This window comes from Rothia sp. 11254D007BW (genome assembly GCF_053548195.1).
In genome coordinates this window covers 365,440-384,702 of sequence record NZ_JBPWPK010000001.1, presented here as the reverse complement: position 1 = coordinate 384,702, position 19,263 = coordinate 365,440, and the positions used below count along the sequence as shown (strand labels likewise).

The 19,263-nt window shown below is 61.2% G+C and carries 14 protein-coding genes and 3 tRNA genes; 5 read left to right on the top strand and 12 right to left on the bottom strand.

Translation table 11 applies throughout. The features are described 5' to 3' along the window. Positions 1–47: 47 nt before the first annotated feature. From ACEE43_RS01725 to ACEE43_RS01695, 7 genes are all read right to left on the bottom strand, one after another. Positions 48–1,763, bottom strand: a complete 1,716-nt coding sequence (locus ACEE43_RS01725) for a dynamin family protein (RefSeq protein ID WP_449106978.1) — start codon at positions 1,761–1,763, stop codon at positions 48–50. Between the two features lie 15 nt (positions 1,764–1,778). Then, on the bottom strand, positions 1,779–3,575 hold the full coding sequence (locus ACEE43_RS01720; protein WP_449106977.1) for a GTPase: 1,797 nt from the start codon (positions 3,573–3,575) through the stop codon (positions 1,779–1,781). Between the two features lie 106 nt (positions 3,576–3,681). Then, a tRNA-Glu gene (locus tag ACEE43_RS01715) sits at positions 3,682–3,754 on the bottom strand. A gap of 245 nt (positions 3,755–3,999) precedes the next feature. Next, positions 4,000–4,072, bottom strand: a tRNA-Glu gene (locus tag ACEE43_RS01710). Between the two features lie 25 nt (positions 4,073–4,097). After that, positions 4,098–4,169 (bottom strand) — tRNA-Gln (locus tag ACEE43_RS01705). Positions 4,170–4,479: 310 nt separating this feature from the next. After that, complete coding sequence (gene gltX / locus ACEE43_RS01700) at positions 4,480–5,994, bottom strand: glutamate--tRNA ligase (protein ID WP_449108332.1); 1,515 nt, start codon at positions 5,992–5,994, stop codon at positions 4,480–4,482. A gap of 49 nt (positions 5,995–6,043) precedes the next feature. Beyond that, complete coding sequence (locus ACEE43_RS01695; protein WP_449108331.1) at positions 6,044–6,820, bottom strand: fumarylacetoacetate hydrolase family protein; 777 nt, start codon at positions 6,818–6,820, stop codon at positions 6,044–6,046. A 269-nt stretch (positions 6,821–7,089) separates the two neighbouring features. On the opposite strand from ACEE43_RS01695, the gene ACEE43_RS01690 reads away from it, so the two are divergent. After that, a complete protein-coding gene (locus tag ACEE43_RS01690; RefSeq protein WP_449108330.1) occupies positions 7,090–8,781 on the top strand; it encodes an ATP-binding cassette domain-containing protein in 1,692 nt (563 codons plus the stop codon). 77 nt (positions 8,782–8,858) lie between these two features. Here ACEE43_RS01690 and ACEE43_RS01685 read toward each other — a convergent pair whose 3' ends face one another. The 5 genes from ACEE43_RS01685 to thrC form a co-directional block, all read right to left on the bottom strand. After that, positions 8,859–9,956 carry a branched-chain amino acid aminotransferase gene (locus ACEE43_RS01685; protein ID WP_449108329.1) on the bottom strand — a complete coding sequence of 366 codons (1,098 nt, stop codon included), beginning with the start codon at positions 9,954–9,956 and terminating at the stop codon, positions 8,859–8,861. Between the two features lie 111 nt (positions 9,957–10,067). Beyond that, complete coding sequence (locus ACEE43_RS01680; RefSeq protein WP_449108328.1) at positions 10,068–11,126, bottom strand: 3-isopropylmalate dehydrogenase; 1,059 nt, start codon at positions 11,124–11,126, stop codon at positions 10,068–10,070. A gap of 65 nt (positions 11,127–11,191) precedes the next feature. Further along, positions 11,192–11,542, bottom strand: a complete 351-nt coding sequence (locus ACEE43_RS01675; RefSeq protein ID WP_449108327.1) for a hypothetical protein — start codon at positions 11,540–11,542, stop codon at positions 11,192–11,194. A 134-nt stretch (positions 11,543–11,676) separates the two neighbouring features. After that, entirely contained in the window at positions 11,677–11,937 is a 261-nt protein-coding gene (locus tag ACEE43_RS01670) for a type II toxin-antitoxin system RelB/DinJ family antitoxin (RefSeq protein WP_449108326.1), read from the bottom strand. Positions 11,938–12,127: 190 nt separating this feature from the next. Continuing rightward, complete coding sequence (gene thrC, locus ACEE43_RS01665; protein ID WP_449108325.1) at positions 12,128–13,555, bottom strand: threonine synthase; 1,428 nt, start codon at positions 13,553–13,555, stop codon at positions 12,128–12,130. Positions 13,556–13,678: 123 nt separating this feature from the next. Here thrC and ACEE43_RS01660 point away from each other — a divergent pair, with 123 nt between their 5' ends. The 4 genes from ACEE43_RS01660 (at position 13,679) to ACEE43_RS01645 (ending at position 19,258) form a co-directional block, all read left to right on the top strand. Continuing rightward, entirely contained in the window at positions 13,679–14,926 is a 1,248-nt protein-coding gene (locus ACEE43_RS01660; protein ID WP_449108324.1) for a sensor histidine kinase, read from the top strand. 109 nt (positions 14,927–15,035) lie between these two features. After that, on the top strand, positions 15,036–15,662 hold the full coding sequence (locus tag ACEE43_RS01655) for a response regulator (RefSeq protein ID WP_449108333.1): 627 nt from the start codon (positions 15,036–15,038) through the stop codon (positions 15,660–15,662). 250 nt (positions 15,663–15,912) lie between these two features. Beyond that, positions 15,913–16,662, top strand: a complete 750-nt coding sequence (locus ACEE43_RS01650) for an ABC transporter ATP-binding protein (protein WP_449108323.1) — start codon at positions 15,913–15,915, stop codon at positions 16,660–16,662. A 1-nt stretch (position 16,663) separates the two neighbouring features. Further along, positions 16,664–19,258, top strand: a complete 2,595-nt coding sequence (locus ACEE43_RS01645; RefSeq protein ID WP_449108322.1) for an FtsX-like permease family protein — start codon at positions 16,664–16,666, stop codon at positions 19,256–19,258. Positions 19,259–19,263 lie beyond the last annotated feature (5 nt).

The following is a 19,263-nucleotide window of genomic DNA, read 5'->3' as shown; positions in this document are numbered from 1 at the left end:
ACAGAAACTCCCCGCTCACCGGTGTCGGTGAGCGGGGAGTTTTCGTTTTATCGGGCCTCGTGCAGGGCCTGGCGGTAGCCCTCTAGGCGGGCTAGCTCATCCTGTACGGGAGCGGTGACGCAGCGGGCCGCCACATCGGCCAAGTTGGTTTCGAGCTGACGGCGGATATTCTTGGCGTAGATACGGTGCCCCACCGCCGCTAGCCCCCGCCCCAGGGCCGCTGTCAGTATGCCTAGCAGGATGCCGGTGACCACTAGCAGGGTGGGGACGGGCAGGGGGAAGCCCTCAACTGTGGGCGGGTCGGGCAGGACAATCTGGAAGTAGCCAGCAAGAGCCAGGCCGGTGAGCCAGAGCAGGCCCACAAGAGCCGTTGCCAGCCCGACCCACTGCAGGGCATTGAGCAGGTGCCACCACCAGCGTTTTTTCTGGGCATCGTAGTGAACGGTGGCTGCGGCCCGCTCAATCTCACCGGGCAGGTGGCTCTCATAGGTGCGGGCAGCGTTCCTGATGGAGTGGCTCCAGGGCTCCTCGACGCCCTGCGAAACGCTGGTGGCAAAGGTGCGCAAGGAAGTCGAGAGAGCCGCTTTCTGGGGCGCTCCCAGCGGTGGCAGGGATGACTTAGAAATGGGTGCCCCGTCGTGCTCCTTATGCAGGCCTAGGCGTTTGAGGGGGTCGCGTTTGATTTTGAGCAGCCAGCGGGTTGCAATCCAGCCGGTAGACGAAGCAGCGTGCAGCTTATAGGAGTCAGACGCGGCCTTGACCAGGGCTTCTGCGCCGGAAGCAGCGTAGAAGTCGTCCTCAAGCCGGGTGGTTGCGGCAGCGGTGATGCCCGCGGGCTCTCCCCCGCCGTCCTGACCAGCCAAATCTGTGCGGACGCCCGCCAGGTCAGCTTCGATGCGGGCTACCGCAGCGTTCTTGGCGACGGCCACCTGGCCGAGAATCTCGCGCAGGCGGGGTATCTGGTAGCCGGTGCGGGCTGAGGCGCCCAGAGGGTCAGCAAGCAGGGTGGAGGTGAGCCCGTCCTGGGCCAGTAGGAGCTTGAGGGAGTCCAGGACTGCGGGGACTTCGGCTTCATCCAGGCGGTCGACCTGGTTGAGCACGGCCAGGGTCACTGCCCCGTGGGCGGCTAGGGGCCGGATGAAGTCCTGGTGAATCACGGCATCGGCGTATTTTTGGGGGTCCATGACCCAGACCAGCACGTCGACGCACTCGGCCATTTTTTCAACGATAGCCCGGTTTGAGGCTTCTACCGAGTCGAAGTCGGGCAGATCGAGCAAGATAAGCCCGCCGCTGGCCTGTTCGGTCTTACCGGCTCCTACCGAGCGGCGAATCTTGTTCCACATACCCACGGTGACCGGTACGTCGGCGCGGTTGAGGGCTTCTGCTGCCTGGGCTGGGTCTTCGTCCATGTAGGTACGGTTGGTTACGCCCAGCCAGTCCAGCAGGGGCTCTGCCCCTTCCTTACCCCAGATGGCAGCCTGGGCGGTGGACGTGGTGGGGCGGCGGGCAGCGCTCTTGGCGATTTCTTTGCCTACGACCGCGTTGAAGAGGGTTGACTTGCCCGAACCGGTTGCGCCAAAGAAACCGATGACGGTGTGTTCGGCTGAAAGTTCACGGCGGGCTGCTGCGCGGGTGAGCACGCCCCTGGCGGTCTCGATGGTTTCGGGGTCTACTCGCCCCTCGCCCAGTTCCAGGGCGGTGATGAGGGCATCGACGCGGCTTGCTAGGGCTGTGGTTGCGACAGCTGTATCGGTGGTGGTCACGGTGGTTACTCTCGCTTATTCGGTGTCAGTGCCGGTGAATGCTGAATCGCTGGTGGTGGAGGCGGACGCCAGCTGCTCCCCTGCCCGGGTCAGGGCCTGGGCCGCTGCGGTTAGGTCAGCCGCCGAGGGGGTTTCAGGGTCAGCTGCCCCGGTCGTCTCATCAAGACGCTGGGTGAAGCGTTCCTGCTGGCTGATGAGGAGTTCCTGTATCCGCTCTTCCAGGCGGCTGCGGGCACCGGCTGCCATGCGGCGCACGGCGTCCTCACCGAAAATTGCTTCCAGCAGCTTCTGGCCAACGACGCCTGAGCCGCCAGCGATGCCAACCTCTAGGCCGGTCAGGCCGCCAGTCATGGAGAAAACCGCGACCATGAGAATTACGGCGGTGACGTTGACCCCCAGCGACATGAACCGGGCCTTTTGGCGCTTACCGGCACCTTCAGCGGCGATGATGTCCATGACGTCCTGCTGCCAGGCGCGAATAGATTCAGCAACTTCTTCGGAGAAGTTCTCGCCGAGGGAGGCTAGGTCGTCCCCGTTCAGCAGGGCACGGCCTGCCCGGTCTTCGAGCCAGCGGCGCTGGGCGGTTTCGGCGGCCGCTGCCGCTTCTTCCATGATGACCGAGTGCAGGCCCACTTCAAGAGCCTGCTCCACTTCAACAGCGCGGGTGGGCGGGGTACCCCTAAAGAAGCCGGCTACGCGGTCGCGTACCTTGCCAATGGTGGTTTCGACCTGGCGGAAGAATTCGCCGGTGCCCACAAAGTCCTGCCAGCGGGTCAGCACCTCGCCGCGGAGCATCTGCCCGTCCTGGGTGGCCTCATTCAGGTTGGCCAGGGCGCGTTCAAAGGCTGTGGTGACGTCCGCGCGCAGGCGGGTCTCGGCGTCCTGCTGTTCCCCGGCGGCCTGGGCCAGGGTAATAGCCTGCTGGGCTACCCCGCGCACGGCTCCTTCGAGGGTTCGGCGGGCGATATCTGAGCGGGCGTCCACGTCAGCGCCCAGGGAGCGTAACCAGAAGATGAGCGGGGTCAAGGCGACAGAGGGAAGTAGGCCGCGTTCATCGCGCTCCTGCTCGGTAACCGAGTGAATGAGGGCGGGGGTGATGCCCGCTTCGGTCAGCATGCGGGTGAGGTCGGCTTCGATTTCGTCCTCGGCTCCTTCGGGTACGCGGTTGAGCACCACAGCGATGGTGATATCGCGGGCTGCTGCCTGGCGCAGGATTTCCCAGGGCACGGCGTCGGCGTAGCGGTTGGCTGTGGTGACAAAGAGCCAGAGGTCAGCGGCGCGCAGGAGCTGCTGGGCCAGGCGGCGGTTCTCGTCTGAGACCGAGTCGAAATCGGGGGCGTCAATCAGGGCGATACCGGCAGGCAGGGACTCTACGGGCACGGTCACCAGCTCGTCTTGGCCGCTGTGGGGGTTCGCCCCGGGCAGGGCTTCGCCGGGTGCTACCGGTACCCGCACCAGGTGGGGCAGGATTCGCTCGGGGGTGAAGGCGTCGGCATCCTCGGGGCGGTGGAGCAGGACGGGCTGGCGGGTGGTGGGGCGGATTGCCCCGGAGCGGGTGACGGGTTCCCCCATGAGGGTGTTGACCAGGGTTGACTTACCGGCGCCGGTAGAGCCACCCACGACCACTGTGAGCGGGGCGTCCAGGGTTGCTAGCTTGGGCAGGATGTAGTCATCGAGCTGGGTGACGGCGGTACGGGCTTCTTTGCGCGCGTCGTCAGCGGAAGCTGTGATGAGGGGAAAGGACGCTGCCGCCAGGGTATTGCGGGCGTCGCGGACGGCGGCGAGAGCGGGGGTGATTGTTTCCTTGTGCACGTACCCTATTCTCGCATGTTTAGCGTAGATTGAGGGTCTTCGGGCCAATGAAGCCGAGGGCAAAAGAAAAGCTCCACATCTTGGTAGATGTGGAGCTTTTAGCCTGTGACCCCAACCGGATTTGAACCGGTGTTGCCGCCGTGAGAGGGCGGAGTACTAGGCCGCTATACGATGGGGCCGAAGCTCTTTCGAGCTGTTACCGTTTCCGGCAACAGATAAAACTATACACACACCGTTTACCTGTGCGCAAGCTGGAAGGGTGTAACCTGCGCCATTTCTAAGAACACAGGCGCACGGGGCAAATGTGGCGCCTACCGCCATATGTGGCAATGGCGCTGCCACATTTGGCGACCATCGCAACATGTTGCATTCAGACACACGAAAAAAATCCCCCGCTTCGAATGAAGCGAGGGATTTTAGCCTGTGACCCCAACCGGATTTGAACCGGTGTTGCCGCCGTGAGAGGGCGGAGTACTAGGCCGCTATACGATGGGGCCGTAACATCTTGAAGCAAGATGTTCGCTGGGATACCAGGACTCGAACCTAGAATGACGGTACCAGAAACCGTAGTGTTGCCAATTACACCATATCCCATTATTATTTGCTCCGGCTCGTTTTCCTTTCGGAACTCATCGCCGCAACGAGTAATAACTCTATACGAGCTTTTGAGGGCGTGCAACTTGAAATCCGTAGAGCTGGCTCACATTCAAGTAGTTCACCCCGCGTTTACCCTTATTTCTAGCGGTTTTTGACCCCAAAATTTTTGTAAAAATTCCTGAAAAAGCCGCTGCGGGCGTCCTGCTCCCCCCGCTTTTCTCCCCTCCCAGGTCTTATAAAAAGCACCGCCACGCTCCCCCACTACGCGGGGTCACGGGGCGGTGCGTGAGCTAAACCTCGAAATTTTTTAGGCCAGCGAAGCGCGGAGCTTCTTCAGGCGGGCAAGGGAGGAATCCTTACCCAGAATCTCCATGGACTCGAAGAGCGGCGGTGAGATGCGCTGGCCGCTCATGGCGGTGCGCACCGGGCCGAAGGCCAGGCGGGGCTTGATTTCAAGACCGTCGACGATAGCTTCGCGCAGGGCAGCTTCGATGGTGGTAGCGGTGAAGTCGGTCAGGCCCTCAACGGCGGTGATAGCCGCATCGAGAACTGCCGGTGCTGACTCCTTGAGCTGCTTGGCGGCGTCCTCTGCAACCTCGATGTTCTCGTCGGCGGTGAAGAGGAAGCCCAGCAGGCCAGGTGCCTCGCCCAGAAGCTGCATGCGCTCCTGAACCAGAGGGGCTGCCTCGGTCAGAATGGCCTGCTCGCGCTCGGTCAGATTCTCGAAGCTCTCAGCGGAAACCAGTTCAGCCTTATGCAGGAAGGGGACCAGGCGATTGCGGAAGTCCTCTGCCTGAAGCAGGCGGATGTGGGTGCCGTTGATGGCTTCTGCCTTCTTCAGGTCGAAGCGGGCGGGATTGGCCAGAACGTCCTTGATGTCGAAGGCGGCAACCATCTGGTCCATGGTGAAGATGTCTTCGTCGTGGGAGAGGGACCAGCCCAGCAGGGAGAGGTAGTTGAGCAGGCCTTCCTTGATGAAACCGGCGTCCAGCAGGTTGTAGAGGCTGGACTCGGGGTCGCGCTTGGAAAGCTTCTTGTTGCCCTGGCCCATGACGTAGGGCAGGTGGCCGAATTCGGGGATGAAGCTGGTGACGCCAACCTCAACCAGGGCCCGGTAGAGGGCAATCTGACGGGGAGTTGATGACAGCAGGTCCTCGCCACGCAGCACGTGGGTGATGCCCATGAGGGCGTCGTCAACGGGGTTAACCAGGGTGTAGAGGGGCTTGCCGTTGGCGCGGACGACCACGAAGTCGGGTACAGAACCGGCCTTAAAGGTGATGTCACCGCGCACCAGGTCGTGGAAGGTGATGTCTTCATCGGGCATGCGCAGGCGTAGCACGGGGGTACGGCCCTCGGCACGATAGGCGGCCTTCTGCTCTTCGGTCAGGTCGCGGTCGAAGTTGTCGTAGCCCAGCTTGGGGTCTTCGCCCTTAGCCTTGTGGCGCTCTTCGACCTCTTCGGGGGTTGAGAAGTCTTCGTAGACGAAGCCGCCGGCCTTGAGTTTTTCTACCACGTCAGCGTAGATGTCCATACGCTCTGACTGGCGGTAGGGGGCGTGGGGGCCGCCGATGCCGACGCCCTCGTCCCAGTTGATGCCCAGCCACTGCAGGGATTCGAGCACCTGGTTGAAGGATTCTTCGGAGTCACGGGCAGCGTCGGTGTCTTCGATGCGGAAGACCATGGTGCCGCCGGTGTGCTTGGCGTAGGCCCAGTTGAAGAGGGCGGTTCGCACCATACCCACGTGCGGGGTACCGGTGGGTGAGGGGCAGAAGCGGACGCGGGTCTCGCTGGGGTCGTTGAGTTTCAGAGCGTAATCACTCATGGATGCGGGCACATCCCTTTCTAGTTGAAAGCTGTTCGTAGGTTCTAGTTTACTCGGCGCGGACGGTGTTGATGAGGGAGCCGATACCCTCAACCTCAATCTCGACCTCGTTACCTGCGCTCAGGCGTCCTACCCCTGCGGGGGTACCGGTGAGAATCACGTCGCCGGGCAGCAGGGTGAAGTATTCACTGGCGGCGGCGACAAGTTCGGCAACGGAGAAGACCATGTCGGCGGTGGTGCCGTCCTGCTTGAGGTCGCCGTCAACCCAGGTTTGGATGGTGAGGTCGTCGGTGTCCAGGTCGGTTTCAATCCAGGGGCCGAGGGGGCAGGCACCGTCGAAGCCCTTGGCGCGGGCCCACTGGATGTCGGTTTTTTGGGCATCGCGGGCGGTCAGGTCGTTGGCGACGGTGAAGCCGTAGATGACTTCGGGCACGCGGTCCAGGGGCACGGACTTGGCGATGCGGCCGATGACGACGGCGAGCTCACCTTCGAAGGAGACGTTATCTGACCATTCGGGCAGGGCGATGGGGTCGCCGGGGCCGATGACGGAGGTGTTGGGCTTGAAGAAGAACTGGGGGGTGGTGGGGGTTTCGTTGCCCAGTTCGGACGCGTGGTCGCGCCAGTTGCGGGCCACACCAATGATCTTGGAGCGGGGGATGATGGGGGCCAGCAGGCGGACGTCGGCGATAGGGTATCGCTTATCGGTGGGGTTGATGCCGGTGTAGAAAGGGTCGCCGGAGAGAACGGTGATGGTCTCTTCCCCGGGCTCACCTTCAACCAGGCCAAAGTGCAGGGTGTCGTCTACGGTAAATCGGGCAATGCGCATGGTTCTAGACTACCGGACTCGCCTCCCCCGCCCCAGAAGGTACCAGGTAAATCAAAAATGACCACCTGGTTCGTGGTCTTTTTTGACTTAGATGGTACCTACCTCTATAGGTTGACATCGTCCGCCCCGCTGTCCTACAGTAATCACCAGTTCTTGTTCCCTACGGAAGGCCCCCCAGTGGATTTTTCAGCGGCTCTCTAGACCACGCTGAAACCCTCACCGCGGTTTTCAGCACTTCACCTCTTTGACGCTGAATGGATCGCACCCTTATGCCTATTTCCGTATCTGAACCCCACCTTTCTTTTAACAGCCTCAGCCTGATTTGGCCCGACGGCACCCCCTGCTTTGAAAACCTCACCGGCGCTGTCAGTGCCCCGGTTACAGCCCTCATTGGCGATAACGGCTCCGGCAAATCAACCCTGCTCAAGATTCTGGCAGGCACGCTAGAACCAACGAGCGGCAGCATCAGCCGGCCCGGTACCGTCGCCTATCTGCCCCAGGATTTAGGGCTCACCCCGCAGACCACCATCGCCGACCTCTTCGCTATCACCGACGTCCTCGACGCCCTCACCGCGCTAGAAGCCGGCGACTACTCCGAAGATCTCTACGACCGGATCGGTGATAACTGGGACGCCGCCGAGCAAGCCCAGGCTACCCTGGCCGCGTCCGGCTTCTCTCCTGCCCTAACCACTACCGACGCCCATGCCCTCATGCGGCGTACCGTCGGCACGCTCTCAGGCGGCGAGGCCGTCACCGCAGCCCTCACAGCCCTAGTTGCCACCCGCCCCGGCGTCCTACTATTGGATGAGCCCACCAACAACCTCGACGCCGACGCCCGCGCCACCCTCTACCGACTCCTAGACAGTCTGCCTTGCCCGGTGCTCGTGGTCAGCCACGACCGTGACCTGCTAGAGCGGATCGATGAAGTGCTGGAACTCAGGCAGGGAACCCTGCGCTCTTTCACCGGTAACTACAGCGCCTACCGGCAGGCTATCGACAGCGAGCAGGACGCCGCCGCCCGCCACCTGCGCGAGGCCAAGCAGGTTGAGCGGCAGGAAAACCGGGAGCGTATCGAGGCAGAAACCAAGCTGGCGCGCGCGGCCCGGGCTGGAGCGACCGCCCAGGCTAACCGGCGGGGTTCGCGTATGTCGATGGGGCTGGCCGCCTCCTCAGCCCAGCGGTCGGCGGCCAAGATTCGGCAGACCCACCAGGGCAGACTGGAAGCCGCTACTGTCACCAGGCAGGCCCGGGAGCGAGATATCCGCGAGGACCAGGCCATCTACCTTGACCTGCCCGACACCCGGGTGCCAGCAGGTAAACGGGTGCTGGAACTCACCCTGCGGCAGGGTACCGGTGCGGACGCCAGCCCCCACCAAGGTGAGCAGGAGCAGGCGGACGACGGGGCGGCTGCTACTACTCCCCTGCCTGAGCGGCTGATTGTCCAGGGCCCAGAGCGCCTGCGGCTAGCCGGGTCTAACGGCTCGGGTAAGAGTACCCTGCTGAGGGCCATCATGGGTGATTCTCAGGCTGCTGAAACCGCCCGCTACGCCTGCGACTACCGGGTAGCCAATACCGGTTACCTGCCCCAGCGACTGACACTCCCCCAGGAGCAGAGCATGTTAGAGCTAGTGGCGACAGCTAATCCGGCGCTCACCGAGCAACAAATCCGCGATGATCTGGCCCGGCTGCTCTTCCGCCGGGAACGGGTGCACCTGCCCGTGGGTGTTCTCTCCGGTGGCGAACGCTTCCGGGTGGCCCTGGCAACCGTCCTTTTGGCCAGCCCAGCTCCCCAGCTGCTGATTCTGGACGAGCCCACCAACAACCTCGATATGGCCTCGGTGGACTGGCTGGTTCAGGCGCTAGCCTCCTATGAGGGTGCCCTGCTGGTGGTTAGCCACGACGAAGCCTTCTGCGCGCAACTGGGCCTGACGGGCGTCCTGACGCTGTCCAAGAACAACTAGAAAAGACCATTTAAATCAGAAAAACCCACCTAGTTGGTGGGTGTTTCTGATTTAGGTGGTACCTACCAGAAGAGAGACTAGACCAGCTTCACGTTCCAGCCCAGGCGGTCCTCGACCTTACCGGTCTGAATGCCTACCAGCTCTTCGCGCAGGGCCATGGTGACCTCACCGCCGTCCGAGCCAGAAGCCGAGGGGATCTCAAAGTCAGCGGCCTTGAGCTTACCCACGGGGGTAATGACGGCAGCGGTACCGCAGGCAAAAATCTCGGTGATCTCGCCAGAAGCTACGCCCTCGCGCCACTCGCTCAGGGTAATCTTGCGTTCCTCAACGGTGTGGCCGCGGTCCTCAGCCAGCTTGATGATGGATTTACGAGTCACACCGCGCAGAATAGTGCCGGTCAGCTCGGGGGTGACGATGCGTCCGTCCTTGTAGACGAAGAAAACGTTCATGCCACCGAGCTCTTCGATGGCGTCATCGCGGTTGGGATCCTTGAAGATGACCTGCTTACAACCGTTGGCCTCGCCCTCCAGCTGGGCTGCCAGGGAGGCTGCATAGTTGCCGCCGCACTTGGCCTCGCCGGTGCCGCCCACGCCAGCGCGGGCATAGGTGGTGGAAAGCCAGATATCAACGGGCTTAGGGGTACCGAAGTAGTTACCGGCAGGCGACGCAATGATGAAGAAAGAAACCTCGTGGGCAGGGCGGATGCCCAAGAAAGCCTCGGTGGCAATCATGAAGGGGCGCAGGTAGAGGGATTCACCGTCACCGCTAGGCACCCAGTCGGCGTCAATGGTGACCAGCTGGCGGATAGCCTCAACAAAAAGCTCTTCGGGCAGGTTGGGCAGCACCAGGCGGTCTGCTGACTTATTCAGACGGGAGGCGTTCTCTTCAGGGCGGAAGGTGGTGATGGACCCGTCTGCCTGGCGGTAGGCCTTGATTCCCTCAAAGATTTCCTGGCCATAGTGGAAAACGGAAGCCGCCGGATCCAGGCTCAGAGGGCCGTAGGGCAGGACCTGGGCATTGGTCCATTCACCGCCGTCGGTGTGGGTGCCACGCCAGTCAATGCGCACCATGTGGTCGGTGAAGTAGTTACCGAAGCCGGGGTCGGCGAGGATCTCGGCGCGTCGTTCGGCACTGGCGGGGTTGGGGTTGCGGTTGATGGTGAATTCGAGTGACATGCTCATCCTTCAAACGTTGTCGTGGGGTCTGTATTCTAGGGTACCCCAGTGGCTTGTGCTCTGTTAGCTAGCTTACGCAAGACCCCACCGGGTTTCGGTGGGGTCAGGGGCTTAGCCCAGCTGGGCAAGGATTGCGTCGCCTATTTCGTCGGTGGCGCGGGTTGCGCCGGGGTTGGCGGCCAGGTCAGCTTCAACGGCCTTCTCAATGCGGGCGGCTGAAGCCTCGTAGCCTAGGTGGCGCAGGAGCATGGCAGCTGCCAGGACGGTCGCAGTCGGATTGGCCTTGTTCTGCCCGGCAATATCGGGGGCAGAGCCGTGGACGGGCTCAAACATGGAGGGGTAGGTGCCGTCGGCGTTGATATTGCCGCAGGCTGCATAACCGATGCCGCCGGTAATAGCACCTGCTTGGTCGGTAAGAATATCACCGAAGAGGTTATCGGTAACAATCACATCAAAGCGGGCGGGGTCGGTGGTGAAGAAGATGGTGGCTGCGTCAATGTGCAGGTAGTCGGTGGTGACCTGGGGGTATTCTTCGGCGACCTTGGTGAAGATGCGGTTGTAGAGGGCACCAGCGTTGACCAGCACGTTGGTCTTGTGGATAAGGGTCAGCTTTTTCTTCTCGCGGCTGGCGGCCAGCTCGAAGGCGTAGCGCACCAGGCGTTCGATACCGTAGGCGGTGTTGACCGAGACTTCGGTGGCGATTTCAGCGTCGGTTCCGGCGCGCAGTACACCGCCGTTACCGGCGTAGGGGCCTTCGGTACCTTCGCGTACGACTACAAAGTCAATGTCGCCAGGGTTGCTCAGGGGTGAAACAGCGCCGGGGAAGAGGCGGGAGGGGCGCAGGTTGATGTAGTGGTCGAAAGAGAAGCGCAGGTTGAGCAGGATTTCTCGTTCGATCAGACCGCTGGGCACGGCGGACGAGCGCGGGTCGGCCCCCACAGCGCCGAAGAGGATGGCGTCGTGCTGGGCGAGTGCGGTCTTGGTCTCTTCGGTGAGGGTCTGACCGGTGGCGAGCCAGTGCTCTGCACCGAGGGGGTATTCGGTGGAGGTGACAGTGATGTTGTCGAGTTCGGCTGCGCGGGTGAGGACGCGGTGGGCTTGGGCTACTACTTCGGGGCCAATGCCGTCGCCGGGGATTACTGCCAGGTTGATGGAGCTGTTTTCAGTCATGGTTTAAGGCTAGTCCTGCGAGCGCAGCTTTGCCCATATTTTGACTGATGGTTTCATATATTGGTTTAGGGTGTAAGGTCGCCGATAGCCGGCAGCACCTCTACCGGTTTGTTACCGGTGGGGGCTACTTCGAGGGTAGCGAGTTTATCCCCTACCAGATGGGCGAGGACGAGCGCGTCCCCGTCCTTGGTGTTTGCAGCCAGGTAGGTGCGGGGCAGGTCCTGATTGACGGGCTCGCCCGGGTAAAGCAGGTCGTAGGTCAGGCAGGTGCCGCAGTCGCAGGCCTGCACTATCTGAGCTTCTTCAAGGGCAGCAATTGCTGCCTCGCGTTCTGCTGCATTCGGTTCACGGTCGCTTGGGGTGTGGGGCTTGGCCAGGCGCAGCACCGCCGCAAAGAACTCTTTTTCGCTGATCATAGGGAAACTATAACAATCAAATTACCCCCCCCCCGCTAGCTAGTCTCACGATTTATACAAGTGACTGATATAGAAACGAAGGAGGGGTTTGCGGTGCTTTGGCATCTCTTTTGAACTGGCTGGTTCGGTGGATTTTAGTCAGCATCAGTCAAATCAGCCATGAGAGCCTCAACCGATGTGAAGGTCTTCCCGTGCCGCTGCTCAGCTTCCTGGCGAGCTCGTACATTGAGAGGGTTCTCGCGGTGCGGAGTGAAGGGCAGACCGTTATCAACGAGCGACTGTTTTAGGAACATATTCAGTGCAGTGCTGAGGTCGAGGCCGAGGTCGTTGTAGAGTTTTCGCACCTCTTCTTTAGTGGCGCTATCGGTGCGGAAGGAAATTGTTGTATCAGTCATGAATGCTCCTGTTATTACAGTGTCATTACATTTGCACCATACTCGCGTGAATCTATCTTTTCAAGACTTTTGCCGAGAAACTCATGCGTTCGAGCAGCCCAGCAACAAGAAACCACATGCCTTGCCACCAGCCCCTGAATTTAATCGGGGCTCAACAAGGCATGTGGTTCTATAAGAGGTGAGCGAACGGTTAGACGTTCTTCTCGATCAGCTCCTTGACAGCCTCAACATCGTTGGGCAGGTCAATGACGTAGCGGTCGGCGTCCATGATGCCGGCAAAGCGCTCGGGGATGGTAGGCTCAGCGCCGGTTGCTTCGAGAATGGTTTCAGCGAACTTGACCGGCAGGGCGGTTTCTAGGCAGATGATGGGGGTATCAACCTTCTCAGCCCAGTCGCGGGCTACCTTGACACCGTCCGCAGTGTGGGGGTCAAGCAGCACACCCAGGCGCTTGTGGGCATCGCGAATGGTGGCGACGCGGTCGGCGTGGGTTGAACGGCCAGAGGCAAAACCGTAGCGCTCAGCAGCTTCGGTAAAGGCCGGGTCATCGGTCAGGGAGAATCCGCCTTGACGCACCTTGAGGCCAAAGAGGTCAGCGGTCCGCTCGGCATCCCGGCCCAGCAGGTCGTAGATGAAGCGCTCAAAGTTTGAGGCCCGGGAGATATCCATGGAGGGGCTGGATGTCTCATAAGTGTCAGCTGATGTGCGCACCCGGTAGTCGCCGGTGCGGAAGAATTCGTCCAGCACGTCGTTCTCGTTGGTGGCCACAATCAGGCGGTCGATGGGCAGACCCATCTGGCGGGCGATGTGGCCGGCGCAGATATCACCGAAGTTACCGGTGGGCACGCAGAAGGAAACCTTCTGGTCATTGCTTTCGGTAGCGCGAATCCAGGAGGAAACGTAGTAGACGATCTGAGCCATCAGGCGGGCCCAGTTAATAGAGTTGACCGCGCCAATGCGCTTCTCAGCCTTAAAGGCAGAGTCAGCAGAAATAGCCTTGACCACATCCTGGCAGTCATCAAAGACGCCGTCGAGGGCAACATTGAAGATGTTTTCATCGTCCAGGCCGAACATCTGGGCCTGCTGGAAGGGGGTCATACGGCCAGCCGGGGTGAGCATGAAGACCTTGATACCGGGGCGGCCGCGCATGGCGTACTCGGCAGAAGAACCGGTATCACCTGAGGTTGCACCCACAATGTTGAGGGTCTCGCCCCGGCGGCCCAGTTCGTACTCAAAGAGTTCACCTAGCAACTGCATGGCCATGTCCTTGAAGGCGGCGGTGGGGCCTTCAGATAGGTGGCCTATCAAAATACCGGGTTCCAGTTCAGTGACCGGCACAATTTCTTCGGAGGCAAACTTGGGGTAGGAGTAAGCTCGGGCAGTCATGGCCTTGATATCGTCGGCAGGAATGTCGTCGATGAAGAGCTGCAGTACTTCTGCGGCCAGGGCTGCGTAGCCTTCCTCAGCAAGCACAGTACGCCAGCGGGTCAGAGTGGCGTCGTCGAGGGTGGGGTAGGTTTCGGGCAGGTAGAGACCGCCGTCGGGGGCTAGGCCACCGAGCAGGATGTCGGTGAAGCGGGCGGGAGTCTTGGATGCGTCGCGGGTTGAGATGTACTGCATGGGTATAAGCCTACCGAAACTGCCCGGCCGGTGGCGCTAGGCGCTCATACTGCGGTATGAATTTGGAGTGCGGACGCCCGCCGACACCTTCCCGGGGCCGGGGCTGCTTTTAGACTTAGGAGGGTGGATACCCTTCAGTTAGAGCTGGCTGCTACTCAGCGCCGCAAGAAGCTGGTCAATGCAATCGCTGTTGCCCTGGGACAGATACTGACCCTGCTGATAACTCTTGCCTTTGGTTTCTCTCTGATGGAGGGCACCTGGGCACTGATCTACATACTTGCTTGGCTAGTTGCTACGTCCAGTCTCTACTTCAGGTATTCCCGTCCGATTCTGGTCTTGGTTCTGGTGGTGGTATCGCTAATCGTCACTATTCCTGCTCAGTACCCTGCGGTGGGCTCCTGGTGGGCAGCCCCGGTGATGGTCTACCATCTAGTGCGCTATTTTTCGCGCCCAGTCCGTATTGGCACTTTTCTTGCGGCTCTCCTTGCTTCGCTCGTTGGCGGCTTTGTTTTTGCTCGTGCCTTTTTGGTCTATGATTTCACAGCTTTTGAGTTCTACGTTACCGCTCTGACCGCTGCTTTTATCTGTGCGGCCATCGTTACCATTGCCTGGTTCTTTGGAGATTCCCGGCGGCTGCGCGAGAACCGTCACCGGGCCCTAATTGAGCGGAACCGCCAGCTAGAGCACGAGCGGGAGCAGGAACGGGCCCTTGCCGCCCTCGATGAGCGGGCCCGCATTGCCCGGGAAATGCATGATATCGTGGCTCATTCGCTGTCTGTCATCATTGCCCAGGCGGACGGCGCCCGCTACGCTGCCGCTGCCCAGCAGGCTGGGAGCGGGGCGGGGGCGTCCGCGCAGAATGAACCCGTGGAGCTAGCCGCCCTGGGCACGATTTCTGAGGCGGCGCGGTCGTCCCTGCAACAGATGCGTACCCTGCTGGGGGTCCTGCGCACCGATGAGGGCACTACCGTTGAGCCCCTCCCGGCCCTGCACAACGTCCCCCAGCTCATTGAGCAAACCCAGAAGCTGGGCATACCGGTGCGCTTTAGCACGGTATCGGGGGTTGAAGAGAAACTGCCGCAGGGTGCCGACCTGACCATCTACCGTATTGTGCAAGAGGCCCTGACCAACGTGGCCAAGCACTGCCCGGGCACTCCCCTGGTGACCGTCACCATTAGCGAGGGTAAGCAGACCCTGGATATCGACATCACCAACCTGCCCCAGGCCGAGCCCACCCAGCCTCTGCCCGGTGCCCGCCGCGGGCTGCTGGGTATGCGCGAGCGCGTCGATATGTACCACGGCACCTTGCACTACGGCCGCCTAGCCGATGGGTCTTTTAGGGTCTTTGCCCAAATCCCTTTTGTGCCCTAAAGACACCATAACTAAAGCCAGCCCCAACGATGACCAGGAACGATAGAGTAAAACCGTGATTAGAGTTCTTCTTGTAGATGACCAGCAACTGGTGCGGTCTGGCCTAGCTATGCTGATTGGCTCCCAGGCCGATATGCAGGTAGTAGCTCAGGCAGGGGACGGCCAGCAGGCAATCGAGCAGGTTGCCGCGCTCCAAGCCCAGGGGCAGGGGCCGGACGTCGTGCTCATGGACGTCCGCATGCCGGTACTCGACGGCATTGAAGCTACCGGCGCTATCATCGCCGCTCACCCCGAGGTCAAGGTCGTCATGCTGACCACCTTCGACATCGACGACTACGTGTACGCTGCCGTCCAGCGCGGAGCCAGCGGCTTTCTGCTCAAGGACGCCCCACCCGAGCAGCTTCTCGGAGCCATTCGGACGGTGCAGCGCGGGGACGCCGTCATCGCCCCCAGCGCCACCAAGCGGCTGCTTGAGCAGATGATTCCCCACCTGGCAGGGGGCGCACCTACCCAGCAGGTACCTCAGAAACACGCTGAGAAGATTGCCAGTCTGACTAACCGCGAGCGCGAGCTCTTCTTGCTCATTGCCCAGGGCCTATCGAACGGTGAGATGGCCCAGCAGCTCTTTGTTTCTGAGGCGACCGTCAAAACCCATGTCTCGCATATTCTGGCTAAGCTTGAGGCCCGCGACCGCGTGCAGGCAGTGATTATCGCCTACGAGGCGGGGCTGGTTTAACCTTCAATACTGAAAATTATTAGGTTCCGCAGACTCACAGCGAAGCTGCTGGCTCGGCGGCTGGCGTGAATCGCCGTATGAGCGAAGCGAATCGGGCGAGAGGGTCGGCAGCGAGCGTGAGTCTGCGGAACCTATTTCATACGAGCCTATTTCATACGAGCTTATTTCATACCTAGGTATGAGGCCCGCCCCTTTCGCTTCACTCCATAGTGCGATGTGCCCTGCCCCACTGCCTTGCCATACTGGGTATATGAGCACCTCACACACTATTCCTATCGCTGTTTCTGCCCGGCATCTTTCTAAAACCTACGCGGGCGAGTCCCCCGTGCACGCGCTGCGCAACATTTCCATTGATTTTGAGCGGGGCAAGTTCACGGCCATCATGGGCCCCTCTGGGTCCGGCAAGTCAACCCTGCTGCACACCCTGGCAACTCTCGATGCCCCCGACCCCGGGGAGCAGACGTCCGTACAGGTCAAGGGCGTAGAGCTGACGGGACTCAAAGACGCCGCCCTAGCTGAGTTTCGGGCCCGGAATATCGGTTTTATCTTCCAGGCCTTTAACCTGGTCCCGACGCTCACCGCGGCCCAGAACATGGAGCTGCCCCTGGGGCTGGCTAAGGTGGCGGTAGATACCATCTGGCGCGATGAGCTGGTACGCGCCCTGGGTCTTGAGGACCGCCTCAAGCACCTGCCCTCCCAGCTCTCTGGTGGGCAGCAGCAGCGGGTGGCGATTGCTCGGGCTCTGTTGCCCCGCCCAGCCGTCATTTTTGCGGACGAGCCCACCGGCTCCCTGGACTCGGCAAGTAGCGCTGAGGTGCTGGGCCTACTCCAACAGGCCAGCCGTGAGCAGGGGCAGACTATTCTAATGGTCACCCATGACCCGCTCGCGGCCTCCTACGCAGACCGGGTCCTCCTGCTCAAGGACGGTCAATTAGCCGGCGGACTTGAGGCCCCCACCCAAACCGGTGTGCTCTCAGCTCTTGCAAGGCTCGGTGATTAGCGTGGCCACCACTCTAGGCACCGTCGCCTTCTCTCATCTAGGTAAACACCGTCTGCGCTTTGCCCTCACCTCTATCGGCATCGCGATTTCGGCTTTCTTTCTCACGGCCGTCCTGCTGATTAATACCTCCTTCTATGACGAGGTGAGGCAGGCAGCAGGCCAGAAGTACTCCACCGCCGATGCTGTTGTCGAAACTACCGATAGGTTCACTCAGGGGGACGCCACCGACTACCTTCTCACCCAGGAGCAGGCTGACCGGGTAGTAAGTCTCCCCGCAGTTGAATCGGCCTGGGCAATGGCCGCCACCTATGCCGTTATCCACATACCAGACGAGGGCGAGCAGGCAGGGAGCACCTACAGCATCACCCAAGCCGATATGCCCGCCGAGGCCTTCTTCCCCTACCCCCTGACAGAGGGCAGCCTGCCGACGTCCGACCATCAGATAGTGATTACCGACCGGGTAGCCGAAGCTCTCTCTGTAGGGGTGGGCGGAGCGGTCGTCCTCGATGATCTTTCTACCGTAACCGAGCAGACCGACCTGGCAGAGCCCCTCCCCCAGGCGGCCTACACCGTCACCGGTATCTACGAACGCCCCGCAGGCTACAGAGCGGGACCAGATATGGTCTTTACACCGGGTAACGGTGTAGCAAACTACATCGAACGCAGCCACGCCTATTGGGGGAACGCCCCCGACGGCATCTACGAGCAGGTTCTTCTGAAGCTCAAAGACCCCGCCTCCACATCCTTAGTAGATCTCAAGCAGGCTCTTGCGAACTCCCCCACCCTTACTGTCTCCTCGGTTGAAGAGCAGATCAGAAACGATGTCGGTAAGGGAGTGGGTAGCTACACCGCCCTGCTCTCTATTCTCTTCGGGTTTGGGGCTCTCTCACTTCTCATGAGTTCCTTCATCATCGCCAGCACCTACAAGGTGCATGCGGCAGCCCGCTCCCGTGAACTGGCTCTGCTTCGTACCCTGGGCGCTACCCGCCTAGCGGTGGTGCGCATGCTCCTGGTTGAGGCAACAGCACTCGGTGCGCTCTCCTCCCTCGCAGGTATCATTACCGCCTACCTTGCCGCTCTAGTTTTCAACGAAAGTGGCCGCATCACCTTTAACCCCCTAGCGGGTATCCTGGCCATGCTGGTCTGCACGCTCGTTACCCTCGCCGCCGTGCTCAAGCCGGTCTGGGCGACCCGCGCCATACCGCCGGTGGCGGCGCTCAACGGCTACCAGGACCTTCCGAACGCTCCCCGCACCAGGCACACCTGGGCTTATATCGGCCTCTGCCTTGTACTCACCCTGGCTACAGCAGCCTGCGTCCTAGCCGGGCTTCAGGAGAGCCATGCGGGTCTCATCATGCTAGCTACGGTTCTGGCCGCCCTTACCTTCGTGGTGGCAGCTCCCCTGCTCGTCGCACCGGGCCTCGCCCTGCTCCGGGTCTTTGCCCGCCCCTACTCCACCGCGGCCCTGGCCCACAGCAACATCGCCCAATCGCGGGCGTCCGCCTCGGTGACCGTGCGTATGGTCTTTATCTGCACCGCCTTCGTCAGCGCAGCCCTCACCGGTTATTCCACCATGCAGCAGAGCTTCATGGCAGAACTAGACCGCAACTACCCCTACGACGTTGAAGCGGTACTTGCCGAACCAGACATCGCCCGCCTGCATGAGATACAGCGCCAGGTCTCCCAGCTCGACGGTGTGGACGCCGCCCTTGTGGCCCTGCCCCAGGGTAGTGTGCTGACTTCGTCCGATAGCTGGTTCAGCACAACGGTTTACTCCGTAGATCCCGAAACACTCACCAGCCTGCACGGTGACCAGACCGGCCGAAAGCTGACCGAGCAGACGGTGCTGCTGAGCCAGGCCTACGCCGACTCCTTCGGAGTGCAGGAAGGCCAGCAACTCTACATTGAAGGCAGCCGTGACGCTGTAGAACTCACCGTCAGCATCACCCCCGATACGCTGCGTGGCTTCCTCATCACCACGCAGAACGGCACCCTTATCAGCGGAACGGACCTAGTAGACCCCACCGGAGAGAACACCGAGGCTGGCCTGCTCCAAGCTAATCTTGATCCAGATATTAGCTGGAGTGACCGCTTCTCGGTACTCAATCCCATCGCCGAAATCACCGGCCTCGATGCGGGTGAACTTTCGGGGGTAGCCACCGAAAAAGCCCGCTTGCAGGATGATATGCGCTCAGTTCTCTGGGTGATTCTAGGTCTACTCTCCGCTTCCTTGCTGGTCTCGCTCGTGGGGCTTGCCAACACCCAGCTCCTGAGCACCCAGCAGCGGCGCAGGTCCTACGCCCTACTGCGTATCAACGGCCTCTCTAGCCGTCGATTGCAGGCTGCCGTCAGCTACGAAACCCTGCTATTGGCTGTCTTCGCCCTCATCTGGGGTAGCGTAGCCGGTGCGCTCACAGCCCTACTGCTACTCCAAGTTTTTGTCCTCAACAACTTCACACTGGTCTATAGTTTTCAGATCTGGCACTACCTAGCGGTTATTGCAGGCGGCCTTGCCCTGGCCTGGGCCACGGTCTTTTTCCCGGCCAGGTCAGCCTCCCGCATACCGCCGGTTGCCGCCCTACAGGAGGTGAACTAGCCGGG

Bases quoted from the DNA above. Each gene is read 5' to 3' on its own strand.
- ACEE43_RS01650 (WP_449108323.1), top strand. From the start codon at position 15,913: ATGAGCACCTCACACACTATTCCTATCGCTGTTTCTGCCCGGCATCTT.
- ACEE43_RS01690 (WP_449108330.1), top strand. From the start codon at position 7,090: ATGCCTATTTCCGTATCTGAACCCCACCTTTCTTTTAACAGCCTCAGC.
- ACEE43_RS01680 (WP_449108328.1), bottom strand. From the start codon at position 11,126: ATGACTGAAAACAGCTCCATCAACCTGGCAGTAATCCCCGGCGACGGC.
- ACEE43_RS01685 (WP_449108329.1), bottom strand. From the start codon at position 9,956: ATGTCACTCGAATTCACCATCAACCGCAACCCCAACCCCGCCAGTGCC.
- thrC (WP_449108325.1), bottom strand. From the start codon at position 13,555: ATGCAGTACATCTCAACCCGCGACGCATCCAAGACTCCCGCCCGCTTC.
- ACEE43_RS01675 (WP_449108327.1), bottom strand. From the start codon at position 11,542: ATGATCAGCGAAAAAGAGTTCTTTGCGGCGGTGCTGCGCCTGGCCAAG.
- ACEE43_RS01695 (WP_449108331.1), bottom strand. From the start codon at position 6,820: ATGCGCATTGCCCGATTTACCGTAGACGACACCCTGCACTTTGGCCTG.
- ACEE43_RS01655 (WP_449108333.1), top strand. From the start codon at position 15,036: ATGCTGATTGGCTCCCAGGCCGATATGCAGGTAGTAGCTCAGGCAGGG.
- ACEE43_RS01670 (WP_449108326.1), bottom strand. From the start codon at position 11,937: ATGACTGATACAACAATTTCCTTCCGCACCGATAGCGCCACTAAAGAA.
- gltX (WP_449108332.1), bottom strand. From the start codon at position 5,994: ATGAGTGATTACGCTCTGAAACTCAACGACCCCAGCGAGACCCGCGTC.